Here is a 25,345-nt window from a genome sequence, read left to right as displayed (position 1 = left end):
GTCCTTTATAGAATAGTATACTCAAAGGCATTAAAGTGGATCCGAACCAGAAGGGCCGAGCATGGATTACGAGTTCTCGTCAGACGAGGAGCAGTTCCGGTTAGAGATGCGGGCGCTCATAGCAGAAAACATGTCTCCCGATTATCCGGGGATATTCGTCGAGGATCCACAGTCCCTGCGGGAGGCACAGGCCTTCTCACGGGTCCTGGGCGCAAAGGGGCTGCTGACCCGCGCCTGGCCGGCCCGGTATGGGGGACAGGACGCACCCTTGTGGTCACAGGTCGTTTTTAACGAAGAGATGTGGTCACACAATGAGCCCCGGGGCGGCCAGTATATGGGGGTAACCTGGATCGGCCCGGCGCTGATGATTCACGGGACAGAGGAGCAGCGGCGCAAGCACCTGCCGCTCATCGCCCGAGGCGAAGTTCAGTGGTGTCAAGGCTTTTCGGAACCTGATGCCGGCTCGGATCTGGCCTCACTGCGTACCAGTGCCCACCGCCAGAACGGCAGCTTCCGTGTGAACGGTCAGAAAATCTGGACTTCGTACGCAAATCACGCCCAGTACTGCGTATTGGCAACCCGCACGAGCAGCGACGGTCCCAAACAGCATGGCATCACCGTTTTCCTGGTGCCTATGGACCGCGCCGGAATTACCGTTCGACCTATTGATAACTTGCTGGGGCCAAACCACCTCCATGAGGTGTATTTTGACGACGTCGAAGTGTACGACGACGAAATCCTGGGAGAGCTGGATGAGGGCTGGAGAGTCATGACGGCTGGTCTGGCATACGAACGCGTCGGCATTCCCCGGTATGCGCGGTCTGACAGGATTCTTGCGCAGCTGCGTGAGTTGACCGACGATGACGACGCACCTGTGATTGCAGCCTCGATGGCCCATACGCTCGTGGCCAGGCTTTTGGCCTACAGGGTGATATCAACCCAGGAGAACGGGGAGCCGGTGGGTGTGAAGGGATCCATTGCTCGTGTCATGGTGACACAGCTTGACCAGGAAGTCGCTGACGTGGCGATGGATTTACTGGGCACAGAGGCTCTCGCCACGCATGAGGAGGTCGAAAACCCCGCGCAGGCCCACATGGAACACCACTGGCGCTATGCGCAGGCCTCCACGGTCGCCAGCGGGGCACTTGAAATCCAGAAGATGCTCATCGGCCGGGCCCTGCTGGCCGACTGAGGTCTGCAGCCTTTGCCACCTGCTGCCCCGGCATGGCCTTGGCGATGCGATGGGGCCGCGTGTCGCGTTCGCAACCTCACCGCAGCCGGTAACAGTGCCGGACCAACATGCACAGACATGCCATTATCGACCACAGCACCGTAAGAAAGAGAAGAAAAGCCATGATTCGCACGGATTTCACTGAACTGTTCGGTGTCGAGCACCCCATCCTCTGCGGTGGAATGACTGGACTCGGCACCGCCCAGCTGATTTCCGCCGTTGCCAACGCCGGCGCCCTGGGCTTCCTGACCGCCCTGACCCAGCCTTCACCGGAGGCACTCGCCAAGGAAATCGCCCGTACGCGTGAACTTACGGACAAGCCGTTCGGTGTCAACCTTACGATTCTTCCCACCATTTCTCCGGTGCCTTACGATGAGTACCGCGCGGCGATTATAGAGTCCGGTATCACGGTGGTCGAGACAGCCGGATCCAGCCCGGAGCCCCACCTGCCCGACTTTCACGCCGCCGGTGTAAAAGTCATCCACAAGGCGACCGGGGTCCGCCATGCCGTTTCGGCCGCAAACAAGGGCGTCGACGCCATCAGCATCGATGGGTTCGAATGTGCCGGCCACCCTGGCGAGGACGACGTGCCGGGTCTGGTGCTCATTCCCGCTGCAGTGGCTGCGCTTGATATTCCGGTCATCGCCAGCGGCGGCATCGCTACCGGCGCAGGTCTGGTCGCAGCCCTGGCGCTCGGAGCCAGCGCTGTCAACATGGGAACGCGCTTTATCGCAACGGAGGAAGCGCCCGTGCACGAAAACGTAAAGAAGCAGATCGTCGCAAACAACGAACGTGACACTCTGATCGTCTTCCGCGAGTTCCACAATTCGGCGCGCGTGGCGCGCAATTCAATTTCTGAGCAGATCGCCGAAATCAGCAAGCAGCCGGGCGCCACCTTCGCCGACATTGCGCATCTAGCTTCTGGCGCCCGCGGACGCGACGCCGTTCTGGCGCGCGGGGAGATGGAAGAAGGTATGTGGTGGGCCAGTCAATCGCAGGGTCTGATCAACGACATCGACAGCGTCAGCAACGTCGTCAACACGATCATGCGCGATGCTCTCGCTGTCATCACCACCCGTTTGGCGTCGACCGTAGTGTCGGTGTCCTGAGCCTCCTGGCTGGGCATCGTAGCTTCACAGAACCCAACCGCGTCGTATAGAGTGCACTAATTACTGCTGATCGCAGTGGCTGGTGTTCCAGGAAAAGATTCAACATGCAGAATTTGAGGAAGTGAAGCCATGAAGATTGTCGTCTTGGTAAAACAGGTCCCTGATACGTGGGGAGAGCGCCGTCTAGACCCGTCCACCGGACGTGTGGACCGCGACGCTGCCGACCGGATAATTGATGAAATTGATGAGCGGGCACTGGAAGTCGCCCTCAGCTTCAAGGACAAGAACAAAGGCACTGAGGTCGTGGTCATGTCCATGGGTCCTGAAGCGGTGACGGATTCACTGCGCAAGGCCCTGTCGATGGGTGCGGATTCCGCAATACATATTCTGGACGACGAACTCGCCGGTTCCGACGCCGTCTGGACCTCAGCTGCACTTGCCGCCGCGCTGCGGCAAACGGACTTCGATCTGGTGCTGGCAGGAAATGAATCGACCGACGGGCGGGGCGGAGTGGTTCCGTCGATGGTCGCGGAGCGGCTCGGGTTGCCTTCACTCAGCTCTCTGAACATGCTGGAGATTGCTGGCGGGTCTGTCCGAGGAGAACGCGGAACGGACAATGGCGCGGCGCAGGTCCATGCCACGCTGCCAGCAGTCGTGAGCGTGACTGAACGGACACCGGAAGCCAGGTTCCCGAACTTTAAGGGCATCATGACAGCGAAGCGGAAGCCGGTCACAGTACTCCCGCTGAGCCAGTTGAGTGTTGACGCGACAATTACCGGGGGCCGGTCCGTGCTGCTGGCCGCCATTGAACGTCCGGCACGAGTGGCAGGTAAGAAGGTTCTCGACGAAGGCAACGCCGGCATCGAACTGGCCGAGTTCCTGGCTTCCCGGCATCTGGTCTGAGTTCCGGGCATCTGACCTACAAAGGAGTAAGAGAACATGTCAAAAGTATTGGCTTTGATTGAAGTTTCACCCACGGGGGAAATCAGGAACACCGCTGCCGCACTGCTTGGCGCTGCGGCCAAGCTGGGGGAGCCTGTCGCGGTTATCGCCGTGGCTCCTGAGTCCGGCGATGTGATCGCCGAACAGCTCGGGTCACTGGGTGCCACCGAGGTTTATGTCGGCGAATCCGACCTGGCCGGAAAGGTGATTGGCGCCTGCGAGGTCGAAGCTGCAGTTGCCGCGATCGCAGCAACCCAGCCCCTCGCGGTCCTGATCTCCAACTCGGTGGAAGGCCGCGAAGTTGCCGGTCGGGTCGCTGTGCGCGTGGGCGGCGGATTGATGATGGACGTCATTGGGCTGCACGCGGACACCGGCAAAGTAATCGGCACGCATTCGGTGTTCGGGGGTGGATTCACGACCGAATCCACCGTCGAGGGCGGCCTGCCGATAGTCACAGTCCGGCAGGGCGCCATTGATGATCGCGCCGAGGCATCAAGCGCCGCAGTAACGGCACTACCGCTGTCCGTGGCCCACGTCCCGGCGGGGATCGTCGATTCGATCGAAGATGCCGTGCTTGACTCCGGACGACCCGAACTTCGCGGTGCGTCAACGGTTGTATCCGGCGGACGCGGTCTGGGATCCAGGGAAAACTTCGCGCTGGTTGAAGAGCTGGCCGATGCCCTCGGGGCGGCCGTGGGAGCATCCAGGGCCGCCGTAGATGCAGGCTATGTTCCGCAGACCTACCAAGTCGGGCAGACCGGCACCACGGTGGCGCCGCAGTTGTATGTTGCCCTCGGTATTTCCGGCGCCATCCAGCACCGCGCCGGGATGCAGACGGCCAAGACGATTGTCGCTATCAACAAGGACGAGGACGCACCAATCTTCGAGATCGCCGACTTCGGTATCGTCGGCGACGTTTTCACGGTCGTACCACAGCTGGTTGAGGCACTGGCAGCCCGTAAGTAACCGAGCACCCGAAAGGACATCGAGATGTCACTGACGCAAACGTCTAAGGCCGCCAGAAGCAAGTGGGCCAAACTGGCGTGGATGGTTCCCGCTGGGCTTGTATTCCTGTTTCTCGTGGTCTTGGCGGCGAAGTGGTTGCGGGAGCTGCCCGAAGTACAGGAGTTCTTGGCCGCCTATCCTGGTGAAACGCACCTTCCTGAGGGTGCTCCGGTCGGCCTGCCGGCGTGGCTTGGCTGGCAGCACTTCCTTAATGCCTTCTTCCTCCTCTTGATTATCCGATCCGGCTGGCAGGTGCGTACCAACCAGCGCCCGGCGGCCTACTGGACCAGGAACAACCAGGGTCTGTTCCGGACTAAGAACCCGCCAAAGAAGATCAGTCTGGACTTGTGGCTGCACCTTTCACTGGATGCTCTGTGGGTGCTCAATGGAGTCGTCTTCGGCATCTTGCTGCTGGCCACGGGACAGTGGATGCGGATTGTACCGACGAGTTGGGATGTACTTCCCAATGCCCTCTCCACAGCGATCCAGTATGCGTCACTGGACTGGCCGACGGAAAACGGATGGGTCAACTACAACAGCCTGCAGGTCTTGGCGTACTTCGTCACTGTGTTCATTGCAGCGCCGCTGTCCCTGATCACGGGAATCCGAATGTCCGGTGCCTGGCCCACGAATGCCCCCCGGCTGAACAAGGCGTACCCCATTGAACTGGCCCGGGCTGTTCATTTTCCGGTGATGCTGTACTTCGTCATGTTCATCATCGCTCACGTGACGCTCGTGCTGGCCACCGGTGCGCTGCGAAACCTCAATCATATGTATGCTTCGCGCGACGACGGCTCCTGGGTCGGATTCTGGTTCTTCGCAGCCTCCCTGGTTGTCATGATCCTCGCGTGGATTTTAGCCAGACCGATCATCCTGCGGCCCATTGCCGCGCTGACCGGGAAAGTCGGTCGATGAGGACGAGTCCCGCGCGACAGAGAGGCACCTTCGCGGTTCCCGCCGATGAAGCTACGACTACCCGGCAACCTCAAGGAAGACGATGAAGATCTCAGGAATCACGGCAAAAGTCCTTGGTCTAGATCTGCCGGCCAGCTCCAAGAATTGCGAACCGGTAGAAGACATCCGTTACGTTGCCGCTACCGTCACCGATGAAGGCGAAGTTGGCTCGGTCCTGGCAACTATCAGCGCCACCCACCAGCAGTTACGCCAACCCAGGGCTGAAGTCCGTTTCTTAGCAGCCTCTCCGATCTTGCTGATCCTCACATGGGCTGCGGCCAGACCGATCATCCCGTGGCGTAGTGCCGCAGCGACCGGAAAAACCCAGTCGGTAACGACGGGGCTCTCGCGATCACGACGCACCTTCCCAATTTCCCCACCTCAAGGAGCACAATGGAAATCTTAGGAATAACGGCACTGGTCACCGGTGCGGCGTCTGGTCTCGGAGCCGCCACAGCGCTCGAACTGGCCGGCCGGGGTGCCTCGGTCCTCGGTCTGGACCTGCCGGCCGCTCTCGAGAACTGCCAGCCCGTAGACGGTATCCGCTATGCGGCCGCCAACGTCACCGATGAAGACGAAGTTGGCGCGGCACTGGAAAGCATCAGCGCGGACCAGCCACCTCTCCGTTTAGTAGTCAACTGTGCCGGCATCGCTCCGGCTGCCCGAGTGCTGTCCTCGCGCGGCACCCATGACCTTGCTCTGTTCCGCAAGACCTTGGAAGTGAACCTTTTGGGCACCTTCAATGTGCTGCGACTGTCCTCGGCGGTGATTGCCCGCCAGACGGCAGATGAGAACGGCCAACGTGGCGTGATCATCAATACGGCCTCGGTGGCAGCTTATGAAGGACAGATCGGCCAGATCGCGTACTCGGCCTCCAAAGGTGGTGTTGTCGGTATGACCGTGCCGGCAGCCCGTGATCTCGCACGCTCCGGAATCCGCGTTAATACGATCGCCCCGGGCATCGTCGATACGCCCATGCTCGCCTCGTTAGGGCCGGAGGTCGGCGAATCGCTGGCGAACGGAATTCCCTTTCCCAAACGGCTTGCACAACCGGCCGAATACGCCCGGCTCGTGTCAATGATCGTCGAACACGACTACCTGAACGGGGAGACCATCCGCATGGACGGCGCCCTGCGGATGGCACCGCAGTGAGCGCCGGAACGGAGACAGTGATTGTCGCGGGAGCACGCACGCCAGTTGGACGGCTGCTTGGGTCGCTTTCAGGATTCTCCGGGGCTGAGCTGGGCTCCTATGCCATTCGGGGGGCCTTGGAGCGCTCCAAGGTGACTCCCGCAACAGTCGACTATGTGATCATGGGACAGGTCCTTACCGCAGGTGCCGGCCAAATGCCCGCGCGGCAGGCGGCCGCCGGGGCGGGCATTCCCATGTCCACGCCGGCGCTGAGCATCAACAAGGTCTGCCTCTCGGGCATCCAGTCGATCATCTTGGCCGACCGGTTCATTCGAACGGACATGTTTGAGACCGTCATCGCCGGCGGCCAGGAGGCGATGAGCCAAGCACCACACCTGCAGATGGGCTCGCGTGCCGGAAAGAAGTATGGCGCCATCACGATGGCTGATCATATGGAATTCGACGGGCTGCACGATGCGTTCACCGGCCAGTCCATGGGGCTGCTGACCGAACGGTACAACGATGAGCAGCCGCTCACCCGCCTGGTCCAGGACGGATTTGCTGCCCGGTCCCACCACCTGGCCGCCGAGGCGCAGAGCGCAGGCCGGTTCGCCGCAGAAATCGCGCCGGTCCAAGTATCCAGTCGCAAAGGCGCATCCATCCTTGTCGACCGTGACGAGGGCATCCGACCCGGGACGACAATCGAAACCCTTGCCGGGTTGCCGCCAGCCTTCCGCCCTGATGGCACGGTCACCGCCGGAAACTCCTCGCCCATCTCCGACGGTGCCTGCGCAATGGTGCTGATGAGCAAACAGCAGGCCGAAGCGAGGGGCCTTGAGTGGCTAGCTGAAGTCGGCTCCGCCGGCATGGTGGCAGGTCCGGACTCCACGCTCCAGTCGCAGCCAGCCGGTGCGATACGCGACGCCTGCAAACGCGAGGGGCTTGCCCCCCAGGACCTGGATCTGGTGGAAATCAATGAGGCCTTCGCGGCTGTGGCGCTGGCATCCATCTCCGAACTGGGCATTGAGCCGGACCGTGTGAACGTGAACGGCGGCGCCTTGGCTCTGGGCCATCCTATAGGCATGTCGGGGGCGCGTATTGTCCTGCACCTGGCATTGGAACTGGCACGGCGTGGCGGAGGAGTCGGTGCTGCGGCACTATGTGGCGGCGGCGGGCAGGGCGATGCGCTGATCGTGCGCGTCCCAAAGAAAGGACAGGACAGATGAGTGCGAATACGAGCACCGAATCCGAGACCCGGGAACTGCTCCAGGACGGGGTCTTGCAGTTGGAGAGGATTGGACATGTCCTGCTTCTGACGCTGAACAGGCCCGAGGCGAGAAACGCCATCAATGGAGAGGTCGCTGCCTCGCTCGGCGCGGCTCTTGAGCTGCTGAACCGCGATGACGATCTACGCGTGGGCATCCTTACCGGTAACGGTGCCGCGTTCTGCGCAGGCCAGGATCTGAAGGCATTTGCCGCCGGGGAACCAGTGATTCCACGGGAAAATCCCCATTGGGGGTTCGCAGGCTTTGTCCGCCATTTCACTGCCAAGCCGCTCATCGCGGCGGTAAACGGGTACGCCTTCGGGGGCGGTATGGAACTGGCCTTAGCTTGTGATCTCATCGTGGCCAGCGACACGGCGCTCTTCGGGCTTCCGGAAGTAAAACGGGGACTGTTCGCCGCTGGCGGGGGAGTCCCGCGCCTGGTACAGCAATTGCCCGCGAAGATCGCCACGCAGATGGTCCTTACGGGGGATCCGATCACGGCGCAGACTGCCGAACGATGGGGGCTGGTCAACGAGGTGGTTGACGGAAAGGTTCTGGAAGCGGCGTCGATCGCCCTTGCCCGGTCCATTGCAGTCAATGCGCCTCTCGCGGTCCAGGCAAGCAAGCGCATAATTGCCACAGCGTCTTTCCAGTCCACTTGGAATTCGGAGCCGTGGGAACAGATCGGCCGCGAACTGGATGCGGTGTTCGCCTCCGAAGACGCCGACGAGGGCAGCTCTGCCTTCATCGAAAAGCGCGACCCCGTATGGAGAAGCAGATGAAGGCAAGCTCAATCTCTTCTTCCGTCCATGTCCGGCAGGAGGGGCCGGTTGCGTGGCTGACACTGAACCGTCCGGAGTCGGCAAATGCGGTAGACCTTGAACTCGCAACCGCATTCCGGGACGCCATCCTCGAGCTCGAAGCTGTGGAAGTTCGTGTCGTCGTGATTGAAGCTAATGGACAGGTCTTCTGCGGCGGCGGGGACGTCGAAGCGATGCGTGGGGCCGAAAGTGCATCGCAGTACCTTGCCGAACTGGCCGGAACATTTCATCAAGGTCTGGAACTGCTCGCCAGGTCAAACAGCATCATCATCGCCGCCGTTGATGGCGCAGCGGCAGGAGCAGGCTTAGGCCTCGTCTTGAATGCTGACATCGTCGTTGCGACTCCGCGGGCACGGTTTCTGACCGCCTACGCCGGTGTGGGGCTTTCACCGGACAGCGGGGTCTCATACCTCCTTCCACGCAGCGTGGGCACGCAGCGAGCACTGCAGATGAGCCTCACCGGTCGTGTGCTCGATGCCGGGACAGCCAAGGAATGGGGAATTGTGGCCGAATTGGTGGCCCCGGAAGAACTGGAAGGGTACGTTCGAGTCCTTGCGGTGCGCCTGGCGTCAGGCGGCGGAAATTTCCTTGGGGCCACCAGACGGCTGATCCGCTCGAGCACTTCGATGTCATATCCACAGCATCTCGACGCGGAGGTAAGGGCTATCACGACCGCCGCACAACACCCTGACACCCTTGCCCTCCTGCGGGAATTTGCCCGGCACAGCAAGGAACCAAAGGCACAGGCAGGGGCCCAATGACAACGGCCACCGGAGCCCTTGGCGGCAAGACCATCATCATGTCCGGCGGCAGCAGGGGCATCGGGCTGGCTATCGCTCTGAAAGCAGCCGCTGACGGCGCAAACATCGTCCTGCTTGCCAAAACCGCGGCAGCGACCACCAAACTCTCCGGTACGATATTCGAGGCCGCTGAGAAAATCGAACAAGCCGGCGGGCGTTCGCTGGCAGTGGTCGGAGATGTGCGGTCGGACGACAGCATAGCGGAGGCCGTTGAAGCCGCGCTGTCGACATTCGGTTCCATAGACATCTGCATCAACAATGCCAGCGCGCTCCACCCGCACGGGACTCTTGCCCTCACACCGTCCCAGTACGACCTAATGCAGGACGTCAATACAAGAGGGACATTCATGCTCACCAGGGCATGCCTGCCCCATCTGCTTGCCGCCGAGAACCCGCACGTGCTCACCCTGAGCCCGCCGCTCAATCTCACGTCACAGCAGTGGCTGGCCCGGTTTCCTGGCTACCTGCTGTCAAAGTACGGCATGAGTCTGGTTACCCTAAGCATTGCTGCAGAATTCCGTGACCAAGGGATCGCAGTGAACTCACTCTGGCCACGAACCACCATAGCGACCGATGCGGTCGGCAACCTTCTGGGGGGCGCGGAGGCCCTGCTGCGGGCCCGGCGCCCGGACATCATGGCAGACGCTGCTTACGCCATTCTTACCACTGCCAGCGGGAAACGGACCGGCCACCTCCTGATCGATGACGAGGTGCTGCGCGAAAACGGGGTCACAGAATTTTCCCGGTATGCGGTGTCCGGCATCGACGACAACCTGGACACTGACTTTTTTCTCGACTGAAGCATCAGCATCGACCGGATTCTGGTGATTGCTAGACCACACATCGAAGGAGCAAAACATGTCCCGCGCCGTCATTGTCGACGTCATCCGTACCGGGTCCGGAAAGGGCAAGGCAGGCGGCGCCCTCTCCGGCGTCCACCCCACCGACCTACTCGCCCAAGTACTTCGCGCAGTCCTCCAGCGGAACGGACTAGAGTCGACCCAAATCGATGACGTTCTCGTTGGCTGCGTGAGCCAGTTCGGCGAACAAAGCACCAATATCGCCCGCGCCGGGGTTCTGGCTGCCGGATTCGACTCAACGGTGCCCGCGACAACAATCGATCGCCAGTGCGGCTCCAGTCAGCAGGCCGCGACGTTCGCCGCCCAGGGTGTGATGGCAGGGGCATACGACGTAGTGATCGCCGCGGGCGTCGAGTCAATGAGCCGCGTCCCCCTCGGCACCGCCAGCAGTGGGCAGGACCTTTTCGGCGACCTCCTCAAGAAACGCTTCCCGGAAGGACTCGTAAACCAGGGGGTCTCGGCAGAACTCATCGCCGAACGCTGGAAGCTCAGCCGCGAGGACTTGGACGCCTTTGCCGCGGAATCCCACCGCAGGGCAACTGCAGCGTTTGGGCGGGGAGACTTCGACGCCGAAATCCTTCCCATCGAGGTTACCGACGAGCACGGGCACATCGCCATGTTCGCCTCGGATGAAACAGTGAGACCCCAGACCACAGTGGAGGCACTCTCGACGCTACAGCCGGCCTTTGCCACGCCGGAACTGAAGCGGCGCTTTCCGGAACTCCAGTGGTCGATTACGCCGGGCAACTCCTCACCGCTTACGGATGGAGCTTCAGCAGCATTGATCATGAGCGAAGATAGGGCTCAGCAACTGGGCCTGAGACCTCGGGCCCGGTTTCACAGCTTTTCTGTGGTAGGCGATGATCCGCTCTACATGCTTACCGGGCCGATTCCTGCCACTCACAAAATACTCCATCGCTCAGGGTTAGCCTTTGCCGACCTCGACGCCTACGAGGTAAACGAGGCTTTTGCCTCCGTGCCCTTGGCCTGGGCCAAGGAATTCGACGCAGATCCAGAAAAACTCAATCCGCGCGGCGGGGCCATCGCGCTAGGCCATGCTCTCGGTTCCTCCGGCACCCGCATTCTCGGCTCCCTGTTGAACTACCTGGAGGCCACTGGCGGGCGCTATGGGCTGCAGACCATGTGCGAGGGCGGCGGCATGGCCAATGCCACGATCATCGAACGTCTCTAAACTGCAGGAAGGCTTCTGTTTCTGAAAATCGTCCTTGTCACCGGAATTGGCAACTCACCTTTCCATAAAGCCCTTGAAACTCTTCCGTCCTGGGGACTGGCAAGTTTGCACATACTGGGGGAGCGGGCCTGGTATTCGTGTGCCCAGTTGCGGGTGGTTGAGACGGTTATTCGCCCGCAGGGCCCGGCCAAGAGCCACCAGCGGTACTACGGGGGCGAGACATCTTGGCCGCGACTTCCGGGAAGGGATTCCGTCCGGCGATGCCCGAGATGCCGACATCGCATTCTCAACGAGAGAGCCGTCCCAAGGGGGACCTACAGCGCGTAAGTCTGAATTATCGGTGGCTTGCCGAAAGCCTCCGCCGGCTTTGATCTCATAACGGCCAGATCCACATCATCACTAACCCGGTAATCATTCCTTGCGTCCGCTGGGCCTCCTCTTGTGCACCACTACGAACGGTCCCACAGGACCCAGGAAGGTCCCCAGCCTGTGTCCCGAAGTGGTGTTACCGTTGTTTCGCCTGTGCCGCCATTCCTTCGAACGAGCTTTCAGGATCCGGTGGACTTGGACGGTCCTGCTGAACCGCTTTCAGCGGGACGCCCTCAGGTAGGCCGCTGCTATAGACGTCATTGAGCCGCTCCATGTAGTCGGCCAGCCGCTGCAGGTCCTCCAGCGGCCATCCGCCGAGACGGTCACGGAACACCTGCTTACGCGCCTCCTGGACCCGGTGCATCTCTTTTTCGCCCTTCTCCGTCAATCGGATGACCTGTGCCCTGCGGTCCAGTGGATCTGCTTCCTTGCAGACAAGGCCTTCGCTTTCCAGGAACGTGATCTGGCGGCTTACCGATGGCTTGCCCACACAAATAATCGTGGCAAGGCCCGTGAGCCGGACGAAGCCCTCCCGGTGGATAGCAGTCAGCAGCCCATAAGCAGCCGGTTCCATCTTCCGGTGGACCTGCCGCGACAACTGCAGCGAGATTGAACGAGCACGGCTCCAGAGCAGGGTCAATTCATGTTCCACCTGCTGAAGTACAGGGTTGCCTCGCACGTCCCGATCCGGCATGCTACAGCGAGGACTACTCATAGCAACTATTCTAGAGTGTCACGCCCGAGACTCGACTTGCCAGGTTCGCCCATGCTTGATTCTTTCGCGGTCGCCGGCATGCTCGACGACGGGGCTCCGCCGGGGCGAGGAACAATTTCGCACCGGATTCACCGGCATTTAGATGTCAGCAAAGTTTTTGCCCCTTCCAGCCCGCCGCGGTCAAATTCCCCACCGCAGCGTTCGCGTCAGAGCAGACCCCCACGCTGCATAGAGGAAGGAGCTGTCGTGAGGGAGAGTTGCAGGATACGCATCGCCTTCTGGAGTTCAATGGCGGGACGCGTCATCGAAGCCCATAACTTTGAGTTCTGCTAGTTGGCCCAAATCAGCAACAACTTTATTTGCGGATGCGATCGAGTGTTCGCAGTGCGCGTGGTCCGTGTGGATGACCCTTTGGACGTTGTCGCGAACTTCTTCGGCCGAGATCAGGGCAGAGACGTAGCCTAGGGTCTTCCTTGTGTGAAGGAAACCAGCCCGCCCGCCACCCCGGCGGTTATCGTTTGACAGGGCAGGGCACGATCCGCTGCACTGATATGCCACGGCCTCGTAACTATAGCGTCACCTGAGGTTATTGCCAGTCCTGTTAGAGTGTCGCGTTATTAAGGGCGTACGGCGGGCGCAGGAGCCCGGGGGTGAGGCCCTCGGCTGGGTCGTTGCCGAGCTGGATCACTTTGTTGTCTTGGTTCACATGGACTACCCGGGGCTTGTAGGCCAAGGCTTCCTCGGTGGTCATTGCCGCGTAGGTAATCAGAATGACAATGTCATTTTCGTGCACCAAGTGGGCAGCCGGGCCATTGATGCCGACCACGCCCGAGCCGCGCTCACCGGGGATGGTGTACGTCTCCAACCTGGCGCCGTTGGTAACATCCACAATGGCCACAAGCTCACCGGGCAGAATGTCAGCAGCATCAAGCAGGTCCAGGTCAACGGTGACTGAACCTACATAATGTAGGTCAGCATGGGTGACAGTGGCCCGGTGAATTTTGGACTTAAACATTTGTCGATTCATCAGAAACTCCTGTAGTAGTCACTTTGTCACAGGGAGTCGGACACCCTAGACGTCTGAACGCAAGCCCATTGCATGATCCCGGCTTAGTGGTCGTCATCGGGCGAGGCAGGCAGGAAATGCGTGAAAACCTGATATTCATCTTGACGGGAAATCATTTGTCTTAGAGAGTTTCCTTCTGCGGAAATCCAGAGAAGCGAATCGTCTGGCATGACGGCCTCCACCGTTCCTCTGCGCACCAATTTTCCCCGTCTCCAAACTTCTACCCGTTGCCCGAGAGCGCGTTGCCAATCTGGTTGCAGATGAAGGTCCATCGTTTGCTCCTAAATGCACGCGGATTAGATTTGGAAGAGTTGTACTCGGCTACTTGGGCAGCCGGCGGTGAGGTGTCATAAGCGTTGGATTAGTCGATAATCAGGGGATCATTGATACCTCACCGCACAAATTGGGGCAGTGGCCTGCCGGTTAGAGGGAACGCTGGTCAGGGCCGTTGTATGCGCTGAGCGGGCGGATCAGGGAATTGGCTGCGGCTTGTTCCATGATGTGCGCCGTCCAGCCGGTGATGCGGCTGGCGACGAAGATGGGTGTGAACGTGGGGGTGTCGAAACCCATGAGGTGGTAGGTGGGGCCCGCCGGGTAGTCAAGGTTGGGTTTGATGGCTTTGGCCTCGTCCATGGCCTGTTCCAAGCCGTTGTAGAGTCCCAGGAGTTCAGGCCGGCCGTAGTGGGCGATCATCTTGTCCAGCGCGGCTTTCATCGTGGGCACCCGGGAGTCGCCCTGCTTATAGACGCGGTGGCCGAAGCCCATGACTTTCTTCTTCTGGGCCAGGGCGTCTTCCATCCATGCCTTTGCCCGGGCGGCTGCCACCTCGAGGGACTCGTCGCTCCGGATGCCAATATCCTCAAAGGTGTGCATGACGGCTTCGTTGGCTCCGCCATGCAGAGGGCCCTTGAGGGCACCGATAGCCGCGGTGACGGCGGAGTGGAGGTCCGAGAGGGTGGAGGTCACGACGCGGGCAGTAAAGGTGGAGGCGTTGAAGGAGTGCTCCGCGTAGAGGATCATCGAGACGTCGAAGGCCTCGATGACCTCGTCCGCGGGCTCTTCGCCGAAGGTCATCCAGAGGAAGTTGGCGGAGTAGCCCAAGTCATCTCGTGGTTCCACGGCTTCCTGACCGCGGCGGCGGCGCTGGTCGTAGGCGACGACGGCGGGCATCGCTGAGAAAAGGTCGATGGCCTTGGTCATGTTGGCTTCGGGCGACGAATCTTCTGCCAGCTCGTGCCGTGCTCCCAGAACCGAGGCTGCCGTGCGGCAGATGTCCATGGGGTGGGCGTTTGGCGGCAAGGCGTCGATGATGGCCTTGAGCGCAGGGTCGAGTGCACGGCCGGTCCGTTCTCGGGCTGTAAATTCAGCGAGCTGTTCCGGGGTTGGCAGTTCGCCGTTCCAGAGCAGGTAGGCCACTTCTTCGAAGTTGCATTTGGCGGCGAGCTCCTGGACCGGGTACCCGCGGTAGAGCAGTGAGTTGGTGTCGGGGTTGACCTTTGAGACGGCGGTGTAATCCACCACGACGCCTGCCAGGCCCTTTTTAATCTCCGTGTCAGTCATGCTGAACTCCTTCGTTGCAGCCCTTTATTAGCGGGTGTGGGGGATCTGGAAGTTAAAGATGCCGGAATCGAACTTGTTGTAGGCCTCGTAGTCCACGAGGTCATAGAGACGGGCCCTGGTGAGCATTTCAGGAACACGCACTTCTTGGGTTCCCAGACTCTTGAGCGTGTCCAAGACCCGTTCAGCTGCCCCCATGGCACTACGAAGCAGCGTGACCGGGTAGATGACCATGTTCACGCCCACGGCCTGCAGCTCCCTCGTCGAGAAGAGGTCGCTTTTGCCGAATTCGGTCATGTTGGCCAAGATGGGCACGTCGACGGCGTCGCGGATGGCCTGGAATTCGGCGAGATCGCGCATGGCTTCGGGGAAGATTGCGTCCGCGCCCGCGTCCACGAGGGCTTTGGCGCGGTCTTTGGCTGCTTGGAGTCCGTCGGTGGCGCGGATGTCGGTGCGGGCCATGATGAGGAAGTTGGGGTCCCGCCGTGCATCGGCCGCGGCGCGGATGCGTTTGGTGGCGGTGTCCAGGTCCACCACGTTTTTTGCCGTCGAGGTGGCCGCAGCGTTTGGGGTTGAACTGGTCCTCGATGTGCAGCCCGGCCAGGCCGGCGTTTTCGACTTCCTGGACGGTGCGGGCCACGTTCATCGGTTCGCCGAAGCCGGTGTCGGCGTCCACGATGGCCGGGAGGTCCGTCATGCGGGCGATCTGCCCGGCACGGGTGGCAACTTCGGTGAGGGTGGTCAGGCCGATGTCGGGCAGGCCGAGGTCGTTGGCCAGGACCGCGCCGGATATGTAAACCCCCGCGAACCCTTTCTCTTCGATGAGCCTGGCCGAGAGGGGGTTGAACGCGCCCGGGAACTGGGCGATGGTGCCGGAGGCGAGCAGTTCGCGGAACCGGATCCTCTTCTGCTCGGGCGTGACTTTCGAATACAGCATTAGAAGAGTCCCTTGGGTGCGGCGGTCAGGTCGATCACGCCGGGAGCGGCGGTGATGTTGAGCTGGTCCAGTTCCCCTGCGGGGAGTTCGGGCAGGCGTTCGACGGCGGCCAGGAACCTTTCGATTTCGGCTTCCTCCACGAGGCCGGCGGCGAGGGTGCGGAACTTGTGGATGTACTGCTCCCGGCCGAACGGGCGGGCACCGAGCGGGTGGGCGTCCGCCACGGCAATCTCGTCGGTGATGACGGTGCCGTCGGTGAGGGTGATCTCAACGGAACCACCGAAGGCCTTTTCGTTGATGTCCAGAGAGTGGTAGCGGCGGGTCCATTCCGGATCTTCCTCGGTGGACACCTTCTGCCACAGCTCCACGGTGTCCGGCCTTGCTGCCCGGGCGGGGGAGTAGGAGTCCACGTGGTGCCAGGCGCCGTCCTGCAGTGCGACGGTGAAGATGTAGGGGATGGAGTGATCCAGGGTCTCCCGCGAGGCGGTAGGGGAGTACTTCTGGGGGTCGTTGGCGCCGGAGCCGATCACGTAGTGCGTGTGGTGGCTGGTCTTGATCAACACCGACTTCACGTTGGCCGGGTCGGCGGCTTCGGGGTGCTCCTTGTTGAGTTTCCGGGCGAGGTCGATCCAGGCCTGGGCCTGGTACTCGGCCGAGTGTTCCTTCGTGTAGGTGTCGAGGATCGCGCGCTTGGCCTCACCGGGGGTAGGGAGCGGAACCTGGTAGGACGCGTCCGGGCCGTCCAGCAGCCAAGCGATCACGCCGTCTTCGCCTTCGTAGATGGGCACCGGGGAGGTCTGTCCGCGCATAGACCTGTCCACTGCTTCCACGGCCATCTTCCCGGCGAAGGCCGGGGCGTGCGCCTTCCAGGTTGAGATCTCACCCTTGCGGGACTGCCGGGTGGCCGTGGTGGTGTGCAGTGCCTGGCCCACTGACTGGAAGATGGTCTCCACGTCGAGCCCCAGCAGGGTTCCGATGCCGGCCGCGGCGGAGGGGCCAAGGTGGGCGACGTGGTCGATCTTGTGCTTGTGCAGGCAGATCGCCTTGACCAGGTTCACCTGGATCTCATACCCGGTGGCGATGGCCCGCACCAGGTCCCGGCCGTTTGAGCCAACATGCTGGGCGACGGCGAGGATAGGCGGGATGTTGTCTCCGGGGTGGGAGTAGTCGGCAGCCAGGAAGGTGTCGTGGTAGTCGAGTTCGCGGACAGCTACCCCGTTGGCCCACGCCGCCCACTCAGGGGAGACCCGTTCGCCAATCCCGAAGACCTTCGCGCCCTTCCCGCCAGTGGAAGGCCCATGGGTGAGGGCTTGGGCCCGGGCAGCGACGATCGGGGCCCGGTTCAGCGACGCGATGGCCACCGAGGCGTTATCGATGATCCGGTTGATCACCATCTCCGTCACCTCAGGCGTCACTTCGATCGGGTCGGCGGCGACCAGGGCGATCTTGTGCGCCAACTGGTCCTCGCGGGGAAGGTTTTCCTCGCTTTTGTACACGCGGACGTGATGTTCCTTAACCATGGTGTTCCTTCGAAAGTGGGGGGTGAGTGGCTTTGATATGAGCAAGACTGCGGTGCAAGTGGAGTGTGGTGGCCGCCTCGGCCAGCCGAGGCTTCCCATCGGCAATGGCCTCGGCTATGGCTGCGTGCTCTGCCGCTGCGGCTGTGAGCCGATCAACGTCTTCCGCGGCTAGCCGTCGGATCCGCACAAGGTGCACGCGGAGGGTCCGCATTGCCTGGGCAAGGTAGGAGTTGGAGATGGATGAGTCGATGGCCTCATCCAACCGGGTCACCAGGGCGTAATACGTGTGTCGGGCAGGGTCAGCTGCGGTGAGGAGCGTTGGAGCATCCCGAAGTTCCCAATGGAGTGAAGCAAAGACACTGGGGTTGCCTCGTTGGGCAGCCAAAGCAGCCGCCCTGCACTCCAGGATTTCGCGCAACTCGAAAAGTTCAGCGACGTCGTCCAGAGAGATATCAGTGACGACCACCCCTCTCCCCCCCGCAGCCTGGGTGAGACCCTCAGCGCTCAGCCTGCCGAGAGCCTCCCGTAACGGTGTTCGGGAAACGCCAAGCCGTTCCGATTGTTCGACTTCCGCCAGAACAGTTCCGGGTAAAAGACGCCATGCCACAATGTCTTCACGAAGAACCTGGTAGGCCCGTTCACTGGCACGCATAAGTACACTGTATACAGAAATCGCGCTAAGACAAGTGTTTCGGCAGCGGATTACCCCCACTGTATACACCGACGTGCAAGTGTCGACCCACCGCCCAAGCATCCCTCCGGACCACCGCGTTCGGGCAGGCTATCGATAGATGTGTGGCCGCGCCCACAGGATCAGCAGGGAGACCGTCTGTTAGTGCCTATGTCACGCCAAACCCGAATGGACTCCTCGCCGCAAGGGTCGGCTTACCCCGCACGGCCCTGCCTTGCCTGGCCTGGCAGAATTTCCATCACCGGTGTTTCATGCCGGTCCCGTGGTGAGTTAGTGAAGCATGGCCGCTGCCTAATGACCAAACAACCACAGCTTCGGTGTTGCGGATAGGGTGTACGTCGTTTAACTTGAAGGTAAACACGCGTTCACCCGAACCTCCTCTTGAAAGCAGCCGATGCCGCGCTCCCACACTCCCGATCCGCGACGGCGCTCGTCCCCGTCCGCGGTCACTGCAGTCCTGGCCCTTAGCGGCACCCTGGTGGCGTTGATGCAGACGCTGGTGGTCCCGCTCCTGCCTGATTTTCCTGGGATCCTGGGTGTAACGGCCGACGACGCCTCCTGGCTGGTGACCGCTACGCTGCTTTCCAGCGCCGTGGCAACACCCATCGTTACCCGGAGTGCGGATATGTACGGTAAGCGCAAGATGATGATGGTGTGCCTGGCCGTTATGGTGCTGGGGTCTGTCGTAGCTGCCCTTGGCGGCTCCTTTCTGTGGCTGATCATCGGGCGGACACTCCAAGGCTTCGCCACGGCCCTGATACCGGTGGGCATCAGCATCATGCGCGACGAACTGCCCAAGGAGAAGATGGGCTCTGCGGTTGCCCTCATGAGCGCCACCTTGGGCATCGGCAGCGCCCTTGGCCTGCCCCTGGCGGGAGTGCTGTACGAAAGCCTGGGGTGGTCCTCGATCTTCTGGGTCTCCGCTGCCGCAGGCGTTCTGTTGCTCCTTGCGGTGGTGCTGGTGGTCCCGGAATCCAAAGTCCGCACACCCGGAAGCTTCGACTACGCAGGGGCCCTGGTGCTGTCCGGAGCGCTGGCCACCCTCCTGCTGGCGATCTCCAAGGGAGGAGCATGGGGCTGGGGGTCCGAGCCGGTTCTGCTGCTGTTCCTCACTGCGGCCATATTGCTCGCCGTCTGGGTCCCGTTTGAACTAAAAGTCCGTCAGCCGATGGTTGACCTGCGGACATCCGTCCGCCGCCCGGTGCTGATGACCAACCTGGCCTCGCTGCTCATCGGCTTTTCCATGTTTGCCAATATGCTTCTGACCACACAGCAGCTCCAACTTCCCGCCGCTACCCGCTACGGCTTCGAACTGAACGTGACCACGGCCGGTCTGTGTATGGTCCCTTCCGGCTTGGCAATGGTGATTTTCGCACCGCTGTCCGGACGCATCATCAGGATCTTCGGCGGCAAGACGGCACTTATGGCCGGAGCGCTGGTGATGATCGTGGGCTATGTGGGCCGGGTCTTCTTCCACGACTCCATAGCCTGGGTAATCATCGGTTCAACCGTGGTGGGAGTGGGCACGGCCATTGCCTACGCCGCCATGCCCACGTTAATTATGGGTGCCGTTCCCATCACCGAAACGGCGTCCGCGAACGGCCTTAACAGCCTGGTCCGCGCCATTGGCACCTCAATCTCGAGTGCGGCAATTGCTGCCGTCTTCACCTCCGTCACCATGGCAGTCGGCGACACCCGGCTTCCCTCATTTGACGCGTTCCAGGACATATTCTGGCTGGCGGCCGCGGCTTCGGCAATGTCGATGCTGGCCGCGGTTTTCATCCCCCGCGCCGCCGCAGTCCGTGACCCGACAGCTACCGTTGGCGGTGCCGCCGAGCTGGTGGTGCACGGACGTGTCCTGGCATCGGATCATCGCCCGCTCACCCCCGCCGTCGTAACCGTTCTCCAAACCGACGGCGATCCGGTGGATTGGAGCCGCGTAGACACGGAGGGCAACTACTCCGTGGCGCTCCCCGGCGCCGGTAAATACCTGATGGTGGCCAATGCCGGCGGGTGGGCGCCCATGGCCGAGGTCTTCGATTTCGATGGCCGCACCCTGAATCGGAACTTCCTGCTCGGGGAGCGGCTGGAGCTGGGCGGTTCCGTTATGGCTGGCGGCAAAGCTGTTGGCGGGGCCATGGTGACACTTCTTAAGGCCAGCGGTGAGCATGTGTGGACCACTCGGACCGACGAAGATGGCGTGTATGCCTTTCCGCTGCCTGTCCTCGGCCGCTACGTTGTCACAATGCTTCATCCCGTGACCTTGCTGGCTGTTGCGCGGAAACTCGCAGTGGACAACCGTTCGGTGACGCTCGACTTCGCCGCTCCATCCATGGCGGACACCTCCGGTGAGCGGGGAAGAGTTTGAGCAGTCGCAGCCACGACGCGATCCTCCAGTCCGCCGGACGGCTTTTCGGGGAACGCGGCTACCGCGCCGTCACCGTGCGGGACATCGCCGGCGACGCCGGTGTTTCCGCCGCCCTCGTCATGAAGCTGTTTCAGTCCAAGGAGAAGCTCTATGCCGCCGTGCAACCTGACGATTCGCTGCTCGCCGAGCCGGACGTCCCGACTTCAGAACTTGGCAGGGCCCTCGTGTTCCGCGTACTCATGCGACGCGAACGCAGCATGCAGGAGCCCTGGGCTAATATCCCCCTAGCCGTACTAAACTCCCCCAACCCCGACGCCGCGCGGGCAGACATCCACGAACGCTACCTTGATACCATCACCCAGCTCATCGGGGACGCAACCCAGGACCGCCGTTTCGCCTCCACCGTGATCGCCCTGATGACTGGATTCGGCGAGGCGATTCGCACCCTGGGCCTTTTTGACAGCTGGGACGTTGACGAACTCGTAGGGCACTACGGAGCAATCGTCCAAATCCAGATCGACGCGTCTAAGGCTGCCACACAGACCGGAGCTCCATCCCCGGATTGACGATGACTGGCAACCGGCCCTGGCCGTGCCCATGACGATGCCATGCTTGAGCCCGGACAAGCGGCATTTGGCAGGACCGGCCATACCTCTGGCCCATGATGCCTTTTCGTATTACATGTGAGCTGGGGTTCGGAACCTTCGACGAACGTGAACCAGGCACTCCGGAATACCGGGGCATTGCCAGAGAATCGCGCACCACGACCAGCAGCGCCGGACCGTCGAATGTATGGAGAACTATCGTTTCTTTGGCGCCCGCGCATGTGCCGCAGGCGGCAAATTCCTTCCGGACGTAGCAGTGCAGAACTTGATTAGATCGCAAAGACGCATCTTCTCAAGCAGCAGGCCGAACTGTGCCTGCCCGAGGAAAATGCGTCCTTTTCTGCGCCCTCAAGCGGCGGGGGAGTGCCTACCGGGTCAGGTCTCCTGCATGAAGATGCGGCATTCGGTGGTAAAGAGCATCCTGCGTTCCCCGGTCCGCTTGTCCCGCAGCCAGACGATATTGAACTGGGGCAAGGTGTCCTCCACCACTCCACGGCAGGGTACGTGGCCGGTTTCCTGTACTTCAACCAGGTCGCCTGGACGGAGAGTGGCGCAGTCGGCGAGGCGGAGTGAGTCGCTCGTCATAGTGGAGTTACCTTTCCTTGGGTTCGTCACACTTTGCGCAAGAATTCCTCCCTGGAAGCCGAAAGCGTACACAGGCCACCAGGCCAGTAACTGTCTTGGCTATGCGCCGGTGCCAGCGGGTCATGATGATGTTGGCTGCCGAAAGTGTCGAGGAACCCCAACTGAGGCCCAGTACGGCTGCCAACGTGTGGAACAGGCCAGTGTTCGGGGCAAAGGCGATACCGGCCACGGAGGCCATGGCGAGGATGCCGCCGATGTTAAGGTGCGATTACCCGTGCGGGGTCTGTCGTAGAGATCGACGTTGTCGATCGCGTAGCGCAGCAGCCGTCGTCGCTGCGGAAGCGAATCACTGCCCGGCACCTGGCGTAACGACTCGTTCATGCCTGGATTACGGCTGCTGCGCGCGAAGGTCGCAGCTGTTGCTGCTACTCGGATGAGGAAGCGATATCGCCGCCCTATTCGTTACTTGGACGGCGCTCCGACACGGAGGGCGCCTTGACCGGTGTAGATCCCACCGGAGAAGCCGTAATCGACCACCAGGTCCGTGCCACTGATGTATTCGGCTTCCGTGCTGTTGAGGTAGAGCAGAGCGTCTGCTTGGTTGCGAGGAGTGGACGGAGCACCAATGGGCGAGACACTTTTCGCGCCGGCGTCCGGGGACGAACCGAACTGGCTCAGCATCGGCGTCTGAGTCGCACCGGGACTGACGGTGTTGATCCGGATTTGCTGGGCCGCGAGCGACCAGGACCTGTATTTGGCATAGAGCACAGTCGCTTCCTTCGAGAAGGTATAGCCGCGGTTAGCTTCTACCGGGCCGCCGAGAACCGCTGGATCTTCCTCATGTTCTTGGAGGTAGGCGACGGCCTCACTGAACGAAGACGTCTGCAGCAAGGGAATCACCGCGGGAATGTTACCGATCCACCCCATTCCACCCATCGAAGCGATAAGCCCGATGGAGCCACCGGCACTCATTCGCGGCACTAAAGACTCGATGAGGTGGCGGTGGCCCACGAAGTTGATCGTCGCCGTCAAAAGAGCTGGCATTCCCTTCCCAGAAACGCCAGCGCAGGCGAACACAGAGTCGACATGTGTGGGGAGGTGCGTTAGTGCTTCGTCGATCGAGCTCTCTTCGGCCAGGTTCACCGTGGTAAAGCCGGCCATGTCGTTCTCGACCTGTTGGATATCCAGCCCGTGAACCTCAGCACCGAGAGCAACGAGCTGCTCTGCCACTTCTCGTCCCATGCCAGAGGCTGCTCCGGTAACGACAACGGTCTTGCCGCTGTAGTCGATGTTGTTCATCAAATTCCCTCACTTCGTTGTGCAGTCGAGCATTGCTGTGTGCTGGCCCAAGGCTCTCCCTGTCCGCTCTGACGGATCACGTTCAGCAGAACCCCTTATTTGCCACGTTCATACTTGGCCGGAGACTGGTGGTGTGTCTCCACAATAAATTCTTGCTGTACGGGGCAGGGTGTCAGGCCGTGCTCACAGCCCAACCCAGACGTTCCTCATCCGGGTGAACTCCTCGATTCCCCACTTGCCACCCAGACGTCCGACGCCGCTCATTTTGTTGCCGCCGAAGGGCGCCGAGGCCGGAATGCCGGCGAAGCCATTGACCCAGACGTTGCCGACATCGAGCTGGTCGGCCACTCGATGCGCCCGCTTCAGGTTGTTGGTGTAGACGTATCCGGCCAGCCCGAACTCGGAGTCATTGGCCATCGCGATGGCGTCTGCCTCGTCTGAGAACCGAAGGATCGACAGCACGGGACCGAACACCTCGTTCTGCGCAATGTATGAGCTGTTGTCAACATCGGCAAGAATAGTCGGCTCGATGAAGTATCCATCTGCCAGCTCGCCGCCCAGACGGCCTCCGCCGGTGGTGAGCCGGGCGCCCTCACTATCTGCGCGATCGATCATTCCAAGAATCCGTTGGCAGGCCGCATCGTTGACGACGGGGCCCATGACGGTGTTCACGTCGTTCGGATCACCCATCGGGATGGCAGCCATCGTCTGCGTGGCGATGGCGACAAACTCTTCGTAGATATTGTCCTGCACGATCAACCTGGTGGGGTTGATGCAACCCTGCCCAGAGAGGGTGATGATTCCGTGCAGGAGAGACGGCACGATGGAGGTGTCGATGTCGTCGAACACGACGCTGGCCGACTTGCCACCGAGCTCGAGACCGACAGGAGTCATGTGCGGTATTACGGCGGCAAGAATGCGTTGAGCAGTCGGACCGCTACCGGTGAAGTGCACCTTGTCGATTCCGGCGTGGGAAACCAGCGCGTTGCCGCCCTCGGGCCCGCCGGGTATCACGTTCAGCACACCTGGGGGGATGCCGGCCTCAAGAGCTAGTTTCCCCAGGTGCAATACGGCGTAGGGCGCGAGTTCCGGAGGCTTCAGCACCACGGTGTTGCCTGCAGCCAGTGCCGGAGCTACGGTCATGCCTGCGCTGATCGAAGGTCCGTTCCACGGCACGATGATTGCCACCACGCCGTATGCTCGCGGCACGGCATAGTCGAGCGCAGCAGCCGGCCAGGTAGGTAGAACCGAACCCTCGAGACGATCGGTCCACCCCGCGTTGTAGCGGAAGAGCTCTGCTGTCACCATGCCGCCGCGCTGAGCCTGCACGCGTGGGGTTCCAGTGTCGATGATGGCCAAATCCGTGAGCAGGTCGGCGTCGCGCTCAATCAGGTCGGCAAAAGCATTCAGCAGCTTTCGGCGCTGCGGAGGTGGCATCCGTTCCCAGCCCGGCTGGGCGGCACGGGCGGCGGACACGGCACGGTCCACCTCCACTGGACCCGCCATGGGCACCTCGGATGTCAAGGCGCCGTTGCCGGCATAAAGGTGCGGGTGCGTACCACCCGATGAGTCCGAAACCCGCGTGTCGCCTATGATCAGCGACGTGTCTGGGAGATTTCCGACAGGCGGTGTCAAGAGTGGCATGTAGCCTCCAGGTTGAGCGACACCGCAAAGAGCGGCGACGATTGATGGGTAATAAAGAGCATACTCAATCCGACGGCTGCGGACTAGAGGCACTTACTGTTCCTTGATGTGGAGGGCCTAAAGGCGATTGGGCTCACTGATCAGGAGACTCAGTTCCCGGCGGATCTTGTACAGCCTGGTCATAACAGGGGAGTCCCAGAAAGGCGTGACGAGACCGGCACTGGGAGACTGTAACGGCCTCCCGTCCCAGTCAACGGGCTGGTTAAAAAAACCTTGGCCCAACTTGCTTGTAGTGCGGTCGTGAGAGAGCGCCGACAGCATGCTCACGGCGGAACATTTCATTTTGAGTTCCTTAAGCCCGTTCTCGAGGTACTCGACGCCTTCCGGCGTAAGCAACCTTCGCCAGGGTAGCCACTCCTGACTTAAATTGGTCGCAGAGAAGTCCTGGAGAAGGCCGTGCAGCGTGTCTGCCAATGCGCCTTCGATCACGTCCTGAAGCGCGCGGTAATTGACGATCCTGTCAGCCTCGCGTCGAACCTCGTCACTTCCAGCCGTGCCATTCTCTCGGATGCGGCCTAATTCTGGGGCTCGACGTGAAAGAGGAGTTACGCTACGATCGCTTCAACCAACCGGTTGATGTAATGGTGATCACGTCCGTGGCAATCGGAACAACGTCGCC

General features: G+C 61.4%; 23 protein-coding genes and 1 pseudogene. 14 read left to right on the top strand and 10 right to left on the bottom strand.

What is annotated here, in order from left to right; all coding sequences use genetic code 11:
- Nucleotides 1-61 precede the first annotated feature (61 nt).
- The 12 genes from QF047_RS11425 to QF047_RS11370 all read left to right on the top strand — a co-directional run bounded on the left by QF047_RS11425 (nt 62) and on the right by QF047_RS11370 (nt 11,310).
- Nucleotides 62-1,192, top strand: a complete 1,131-nt coding sequence (locus QF047_RS11425) for an acyl-CoA dehydrogenase family protein (RefSeq protein WP_307276999.1) — start codon at nt 62-64, stop codon at nt 1,190-1,192.
- 161 nt (nt 1,193-1,353) lie between these two features.
- Nucleotides 1,354-2,340, top strand: a complete 987-nt coding sequence (locus tag QF047_RS11420) for a nitronate monooxygenase family protein (RefSeq protein WP_307276995.1) — start codon at nt 1,354-1,356, stop codon at nt 2,338-2,340.
- Between the two features lie 129 nt (nt 2,341-2,469).
- Nucleotides 2,470-3,243 carry an electron transfer flavoprotein subunit beta/FixA family protein gene (locus QF047_RS11415; RefSeq protein WP_307276993.1) on the top strand — a complete coding sequence of 258 codons (774 nt, stop codon included), beginning with the start codon at nt 2,470-2,472 and terminating at the stop codon, nt 3,241-3,243.
- Between the two features lie 36 nt (nt 3,244-3,279).
- Nucleotides 3,280-4,248, top strand: a complete 969-nt coding sequence (locus QF047_RS11410) for an electron transfer flavoprotein subunit alpha/FixB family protein (protein ID WP_307276990.1) — start codon at nt 3,280-3,282, stop codon at nt 4,246-4,248.
- Between the two features lie 81 nt (nt 4,249-4,329).
- Nucleotides 4,330-5,202, top strand: coding sequence for a cytochrome b/b6 domain-containing protein (locus tag QF047_RS11405; protein WP_373427809.1), 873 nt, complete (start codon nt 4,330-4,332; stop codon nt 5,200-5,202).
- 82 nt (nt 5,203-5,284) lie between these two features.
- The gene (locus QF047_RS11400) at nt 5,285-5,647 is read left to right on the top strand and encodes a hypothetical protein (RefSeq protein WP_307276985.1); all 363 of its coding nucleotides are present in this window, start codon (nt 5,285-5,287) and stop codon (nt 5,645-5,647) included.
- Nucleotides 5,635-6,393, top strand: a complete 759-nt coding sequence (locus QF047_RS11395) for an SDR family NAD(P)-dependent oxidoreductase (protein WP_307276982.1) — start codon at nt 5,635-5,637, stop codon at nt 6,391-6,393. Before QF047_RS11400 ends, QF047_RS11395 begins: the two co-directional genes overlap by 13 nt.
- Nucleotides 6,390-7,598 (top strand): acetyl-CoA C-acetyltransferase, encoded by a 1,209-nt coding sequence (locus QF047_RS11390; RefSeq protein WP_307276979.1) that lies wholly within the window; start codon nt 6,390-6,392, stop codon nt 7,596-7,598. The genes QF047_RS11395 and QF047_RS11390 overlap by 4 nt, the downstream gene beginning before the upstream one ends.
- Entirely contained in the window at nt 7,595-8,419 is an 825-nt protein-coding gene (locus QF047_RS11385; protein ID WP_307276976.1) for a crotonase/enoyl-CoA hydratase family protein, read from the top strand. Before QF047_RS11390 ends, QF047_RS11385 begins: the two co-directional genes overlap by 4 nt.
- Nucleotides 8,416-9,219, top strand: a complete 804-nt coding sequence (locus QF047_RS11380; RefSeq protein WP_307276973.1) for an enoyl-CoA hydratase/isomerase family protein — start codon at nt 8,416-8,418, stop codon at nt 9,217-9,219. Before QF047_RS11385 ends, QF047_RS11380 begins: the two co-directional genes overlap by 4 nt.
- Nucleotides 9,216-10,058: an NAD(P)-dependent oxidoreductase gene (locus QF047_RS11375; protein WP_307276970.1), complete on the top strand. Its 843-nt coding sequence runs from the start codon at nt 9,216-9,218 to the stop codon at nt 10,056-10,058. Before QF047_RS11380 ends, QF047_RS11375 begins: the two co-directional genes overlap by 4 nt.
- A gap of 58 nt (nt 10,059-10,116) precedes the next feature.
- Nucleotides 10,117-11,310: a thiolase family protein gene (locus QF047_RS11370; RefSeq protein WP_307276966.1), complete on the top strand. Its 1,194-nt coding sequence runs from the start codon at nt 10,117-10,119 to the stop codon at nt 11,308-11,310.
- A 505-nt stretch (nt 11,311-11,815) separates the two neighbouring features.
- Here the strand turns inward: QF047_RS11370 and QF047_RS11365 are convergent.
- From QF047_RS11365 to QF047_RS11335, 7 genes and pseudogenes are all read right to left on the bottom strand, one after another.
- Nucleotides 11,816-12,373, bottom strand: coding sequence for a MarR family winged helix-turn-helix transcriptional regulator (locus QF047_RS11365; protein ID WP_373427808.1), 558 nt, complete (start codon nt 12,371-12,373; stop codon nt 11,816-11,818).
- Nucleotides 12,374-12,995: 622 nt separating this feature from the next.
- Nucleotides 12,996-13,421 (bottom strand): aspartate 1-decarboxylase, encoded by a 426-nt coding sequence (gene panD / locus QF047_RS11360; RefSeq protein WP_307276960.1) that lies wholly within the window; start codon nt 13,419-13,421, stop codon nt 12,996-12,998.
- An 83-nt stretch (nt 13,422-13,504) separates the two neighbouring features.
- Nucleotides 13,505-13,732, bottom strand: a complete 228-nt coding sequence (locus QF047_RS11355) for a hypothetical protein (protein WP_307276957.1) — start codon at nt 13,730-13,732, stop codon at nt 13,505-13,507.
- A gap of 151 nt (nt 13,733-13,883) precedes the next feature.
- Nucleotides 13,884-15,020, bottom strand: a complete 1,137-nt coding sequence (locus tag QF047_RS11350) for a bifunctional 2-methylcitrate synthase/citrate synthase (protein WP_307276954.1) — start codon at nt 15,018-15,020, stop codon at nt 13,884-13,886.
- 27 nt (nt 15,021-15,047) lie between these two features.
- Nucleotides 15,048-15,954 (bottom strand): annotated as a pseudogene (prpB, locus tag QF047_RS11345) (methylisocitrate lyase).
- Nucleotides 15,954-17,474, bottom strand: coding sequence for an MmgE/PrpD family protein (locus QF047_RS11340; protein WP_307276950.1), 1,521 nt, complete (start codon nt 17,472-17,474; stop codon nt 15,954-15,956). The pseudogene prpB and the gene QF047_RS11340 overlap by 1 nt, the downstream one beginning before the upstream one ends.
- Nucleotides 17,467-18,126 (bottom strand): GntR family transcriptional regulator, encoded by a 660-nt coding sequence (locus tag QF047_RS11335; protein WP_307276947.1) that lies wholly within the window; start codon nt 18,124-18,126, stop codon nt 17,467-17,469. Before QF047_RS11335 ends, QF047_RS11340 begins: the two co-directional genes overlap by 8 nt.
- Before the next feature lie 433 nt (nt 18,127-18,559).
- On the opposite strand from QF047_RS11335, the gene QF047_RS11330 reads away from it, so the two are divergent.
- Together QF047_RS11330 and QF047_RS11325 are read left to right on the top strand one after the other, a co-directional pair.
- Nucleotides 18,560-20,533, top strand: coding sequence for an MFS transporter (locus QF047_RS11330; RefSeq protein ID WP_307276943.1), 1,974 nt, complete (start codon nt 18,560-18,562; stop codon nt 20,531-20,533).
- Nucleotides 20,530-21,099 (top strand): TetR/AcrR family transcriptional regulator, encoded by a 570-nt coding sequence (locus tag QF047_RS11325; RefSeq protein WP_307276941.1) that lies wholly within the window; start codon nt 20,530-20,532, stop codon nt 21,097-21,099. Before QF047_RS11330 ends, QF047_RS11325 begins: the two co-directional genes overlap by 4 nt.
- A 414-nt stretch (nt 21,100-21,513) precedes the next feature.
- Here QF047_RS11325 and QF047_RS11320 read toward each other — a convergent pair whose 3' ends face one another.
- From QF047_RS11320 to QF047_RS11310, 3 genes are all read right to left on the bottom strand, one after another.
- Nucleotides 21,514-21,723 carry a hypothetical protein gene (locus QF047_RS11320; RefSeq protein ID WP_307276939.1) on the bottom strand — a complete coding sequence of 70 codons (210 nt, stop codon included), beginning with the start codon at nt 21,721-21,723 and terminating at the stop codon, nt 21,514-21,516.
- A gap of 462 nt (nt 21,724-22,185) precedes the next feature.
- Entirely contained in the window at nt 22,186-23,022 is an 837-nt protein-coding gene (locus tag QF047_RS11315; protein ID WP_307276936.1) for an SDR family oxidoreductase, read from the bottom strand.
- Nucleotides 23,023-23,205: 183 nt separating this feature from the next.
- Nucleotides 23,206-24,666, bottom strand: a complete 1,461-nt coding sequence (locus QF047_RS11310; protein ID WP_307276933.1) for an aldehyde dehydrogenase — start codon at nt 24,664-24,666, stop codon at nt 23,206-23,208.
- Nucleotides 24,667-25,345: the final 679 nt, after the last annotated feature.

It is taken from the genome of Arthrobacter sp. W4I7, from assembly GCF_030816215.1.
GTDB classification, from domain to species: domain Bacteria; phylum Actinomycetota; class Actinomycetes; order Actinomycetales; family Micrococcaceae; genus Arthrobacter; species Arthrobacter siccitolerans_A.
Note: the sequence above shows the minus strand (reverse complement) of the source record. Positions and strands in the feature narration are given on the sequence as shown.

Excerpts from the sequence above, each read along its gene's own strand:
- QF047_RS11425 (WP_307276999.1), top strand. The coding sequence starts at position 62 with ATGGATTACGAGTTCTCGTCAGACGAGGAGCAGTTCCGGTTAGAGATG.
- QF047_RS11420 (WP_307276995.1), top strand. The coding sequence starts at position 1,354 with ATGATTCGCACGGATTTCACTGAACTGTTCGGTGTCGAGCACCCCATC.
- QF047_RS11415 (WP_307276993.1), top strand. The coding sequence starts at position 2,470 with ATGAAGATTGTCGTCTTGGTAAAACAGGTCCCTGATACGTGGGGAGAG.
- QF047_RS11410 (WP_307276990.1), top strand. The coding sequence starts at position 3,280 with ATGTCAAAAGTATTGGCTTTGATTGAAGTTTCACCCACGGGGGAAATC.
- QF047_RS11405 (WP_373427809.1), top strand. The coding sequence starts at position 4,330 with ATGGTTCCCGCTGGGCTTGTATTCCTGTTTCTCGTGGTCTTGGCGGCG.
- QF047_RS11400 (WP_307276985.1), top strand. The coding sequence starts at position 5,285 with ATGAAGATCTCAGGAATCACGGCAAAAGTCCTTGGTCTAGATCTGCCG.
- QF047_RS11395 (WP_307276982.1), top strand. The coding sequence starts at position 5,635 with ATGGAAATCTTAGGAATAACGGCACTGGTCACCGGTGCGGCGTCTGGT.
- QF047_RS11385 (WP_307276976.1), top strand. The coding sequence starts at position 7,595 with ATGAGTGCGAATACGAGCACCGAATCCGAGACCCGGGAACTGCTCCAG.
- QF047_RS11380 (WP_307276973.1), top strand. The coding sequence starts at position 8,416 with ATGAAGGCAAGCTCAATCTCTTCTTCCGTCCATGTCCGGCAGGAGGGG.
- QF047_RS11375 (WP_307276970.1), top strand. The coding sequence starts at position 9,216 with ATGACAACGGCCACCGGAGCCCTTGGCGGCAAGACCATCATCATGTCC.
- QF047_RS11370 (WP_307276966.1), top strand. The coding sequence starts at position 10,117 with ATGTCCCGCGCCGTCATTGTCGACGTCATCCGTACCGGGTCCGGAAAG.
- QF047_RS11365 (WP_373427808.1), bottom strand. The coding sequence starts at position 12,373 with ATGCCGGATCGGGACGTGCGAGGCAACCCTGTACTTCAGCAGGTGGAA.
- panD (WP_307276960.1), bottom strand. The coding sequence starts at position 13,421 with ATGAATCGACAAATGTTTAAGTCCAAAATTCACCGGGCCACTGTCACC.
- QF047_RS11355 (WP_307276957.1), bottom strand. The coding sequence starts at position 13,732 with ATGGACCTTCATCTGCAACCAGATTGGCAACGCGCTCTCGGGCAACGG.
- QF047_RS11350 (WP_307276954.1), bottom strand. The coding sequence starts at position 15,020 with ATGACTGACACGGAGATTAAAAAGGGCCTGGCAGGCGTCGTGGTGGAT.
- QF047_RS11340 (WP_307276950.1), bottom strand. The coding sequence starts at position 17,474 with ATGGTTAAGGAACATCACGTCCGCGTGTACAAAAGCGAGGAAAACCTT.
- QF047_RS11335 (WP_307276947.1), bottom strand. The coding sequence starts at position 18,126 with ATGCGTGCCAGTGAACGGGCCTACCAGGTTCTTCGTGAAGACATTGTG.
- QF047_RS11330 (WP_307276943.1), top strand. The coding sequence starts at position 18,560 with ATGCCGCGCTCCCACACTCCCGATCCGCGACGGCGCTCGTCCCCGTCC.
- QF047_RS11320 (WP_307276939.1), bottom strand. The coding sequence starts at position 21,723 with ATGACGAGCGACTCACTCCGCCTCGCCGACTGCGCCACTCTCCGTCCA.
- QF047_RS11315 (WP_307276936.1), bottom strand. The coding sequence starts at position 23,022 with ATGAACAACATCGACTACAGCGGCAAGACCGTTGTCGTTACCGGAGCA.
- QF047_RS11310 (WP_307276933.1), bottom strand. The coding sequence starts at position 24,666 with ATGCCACTCTTGACACCGCCTGTCGGAAATCTCCCAGACACGTCGCTG.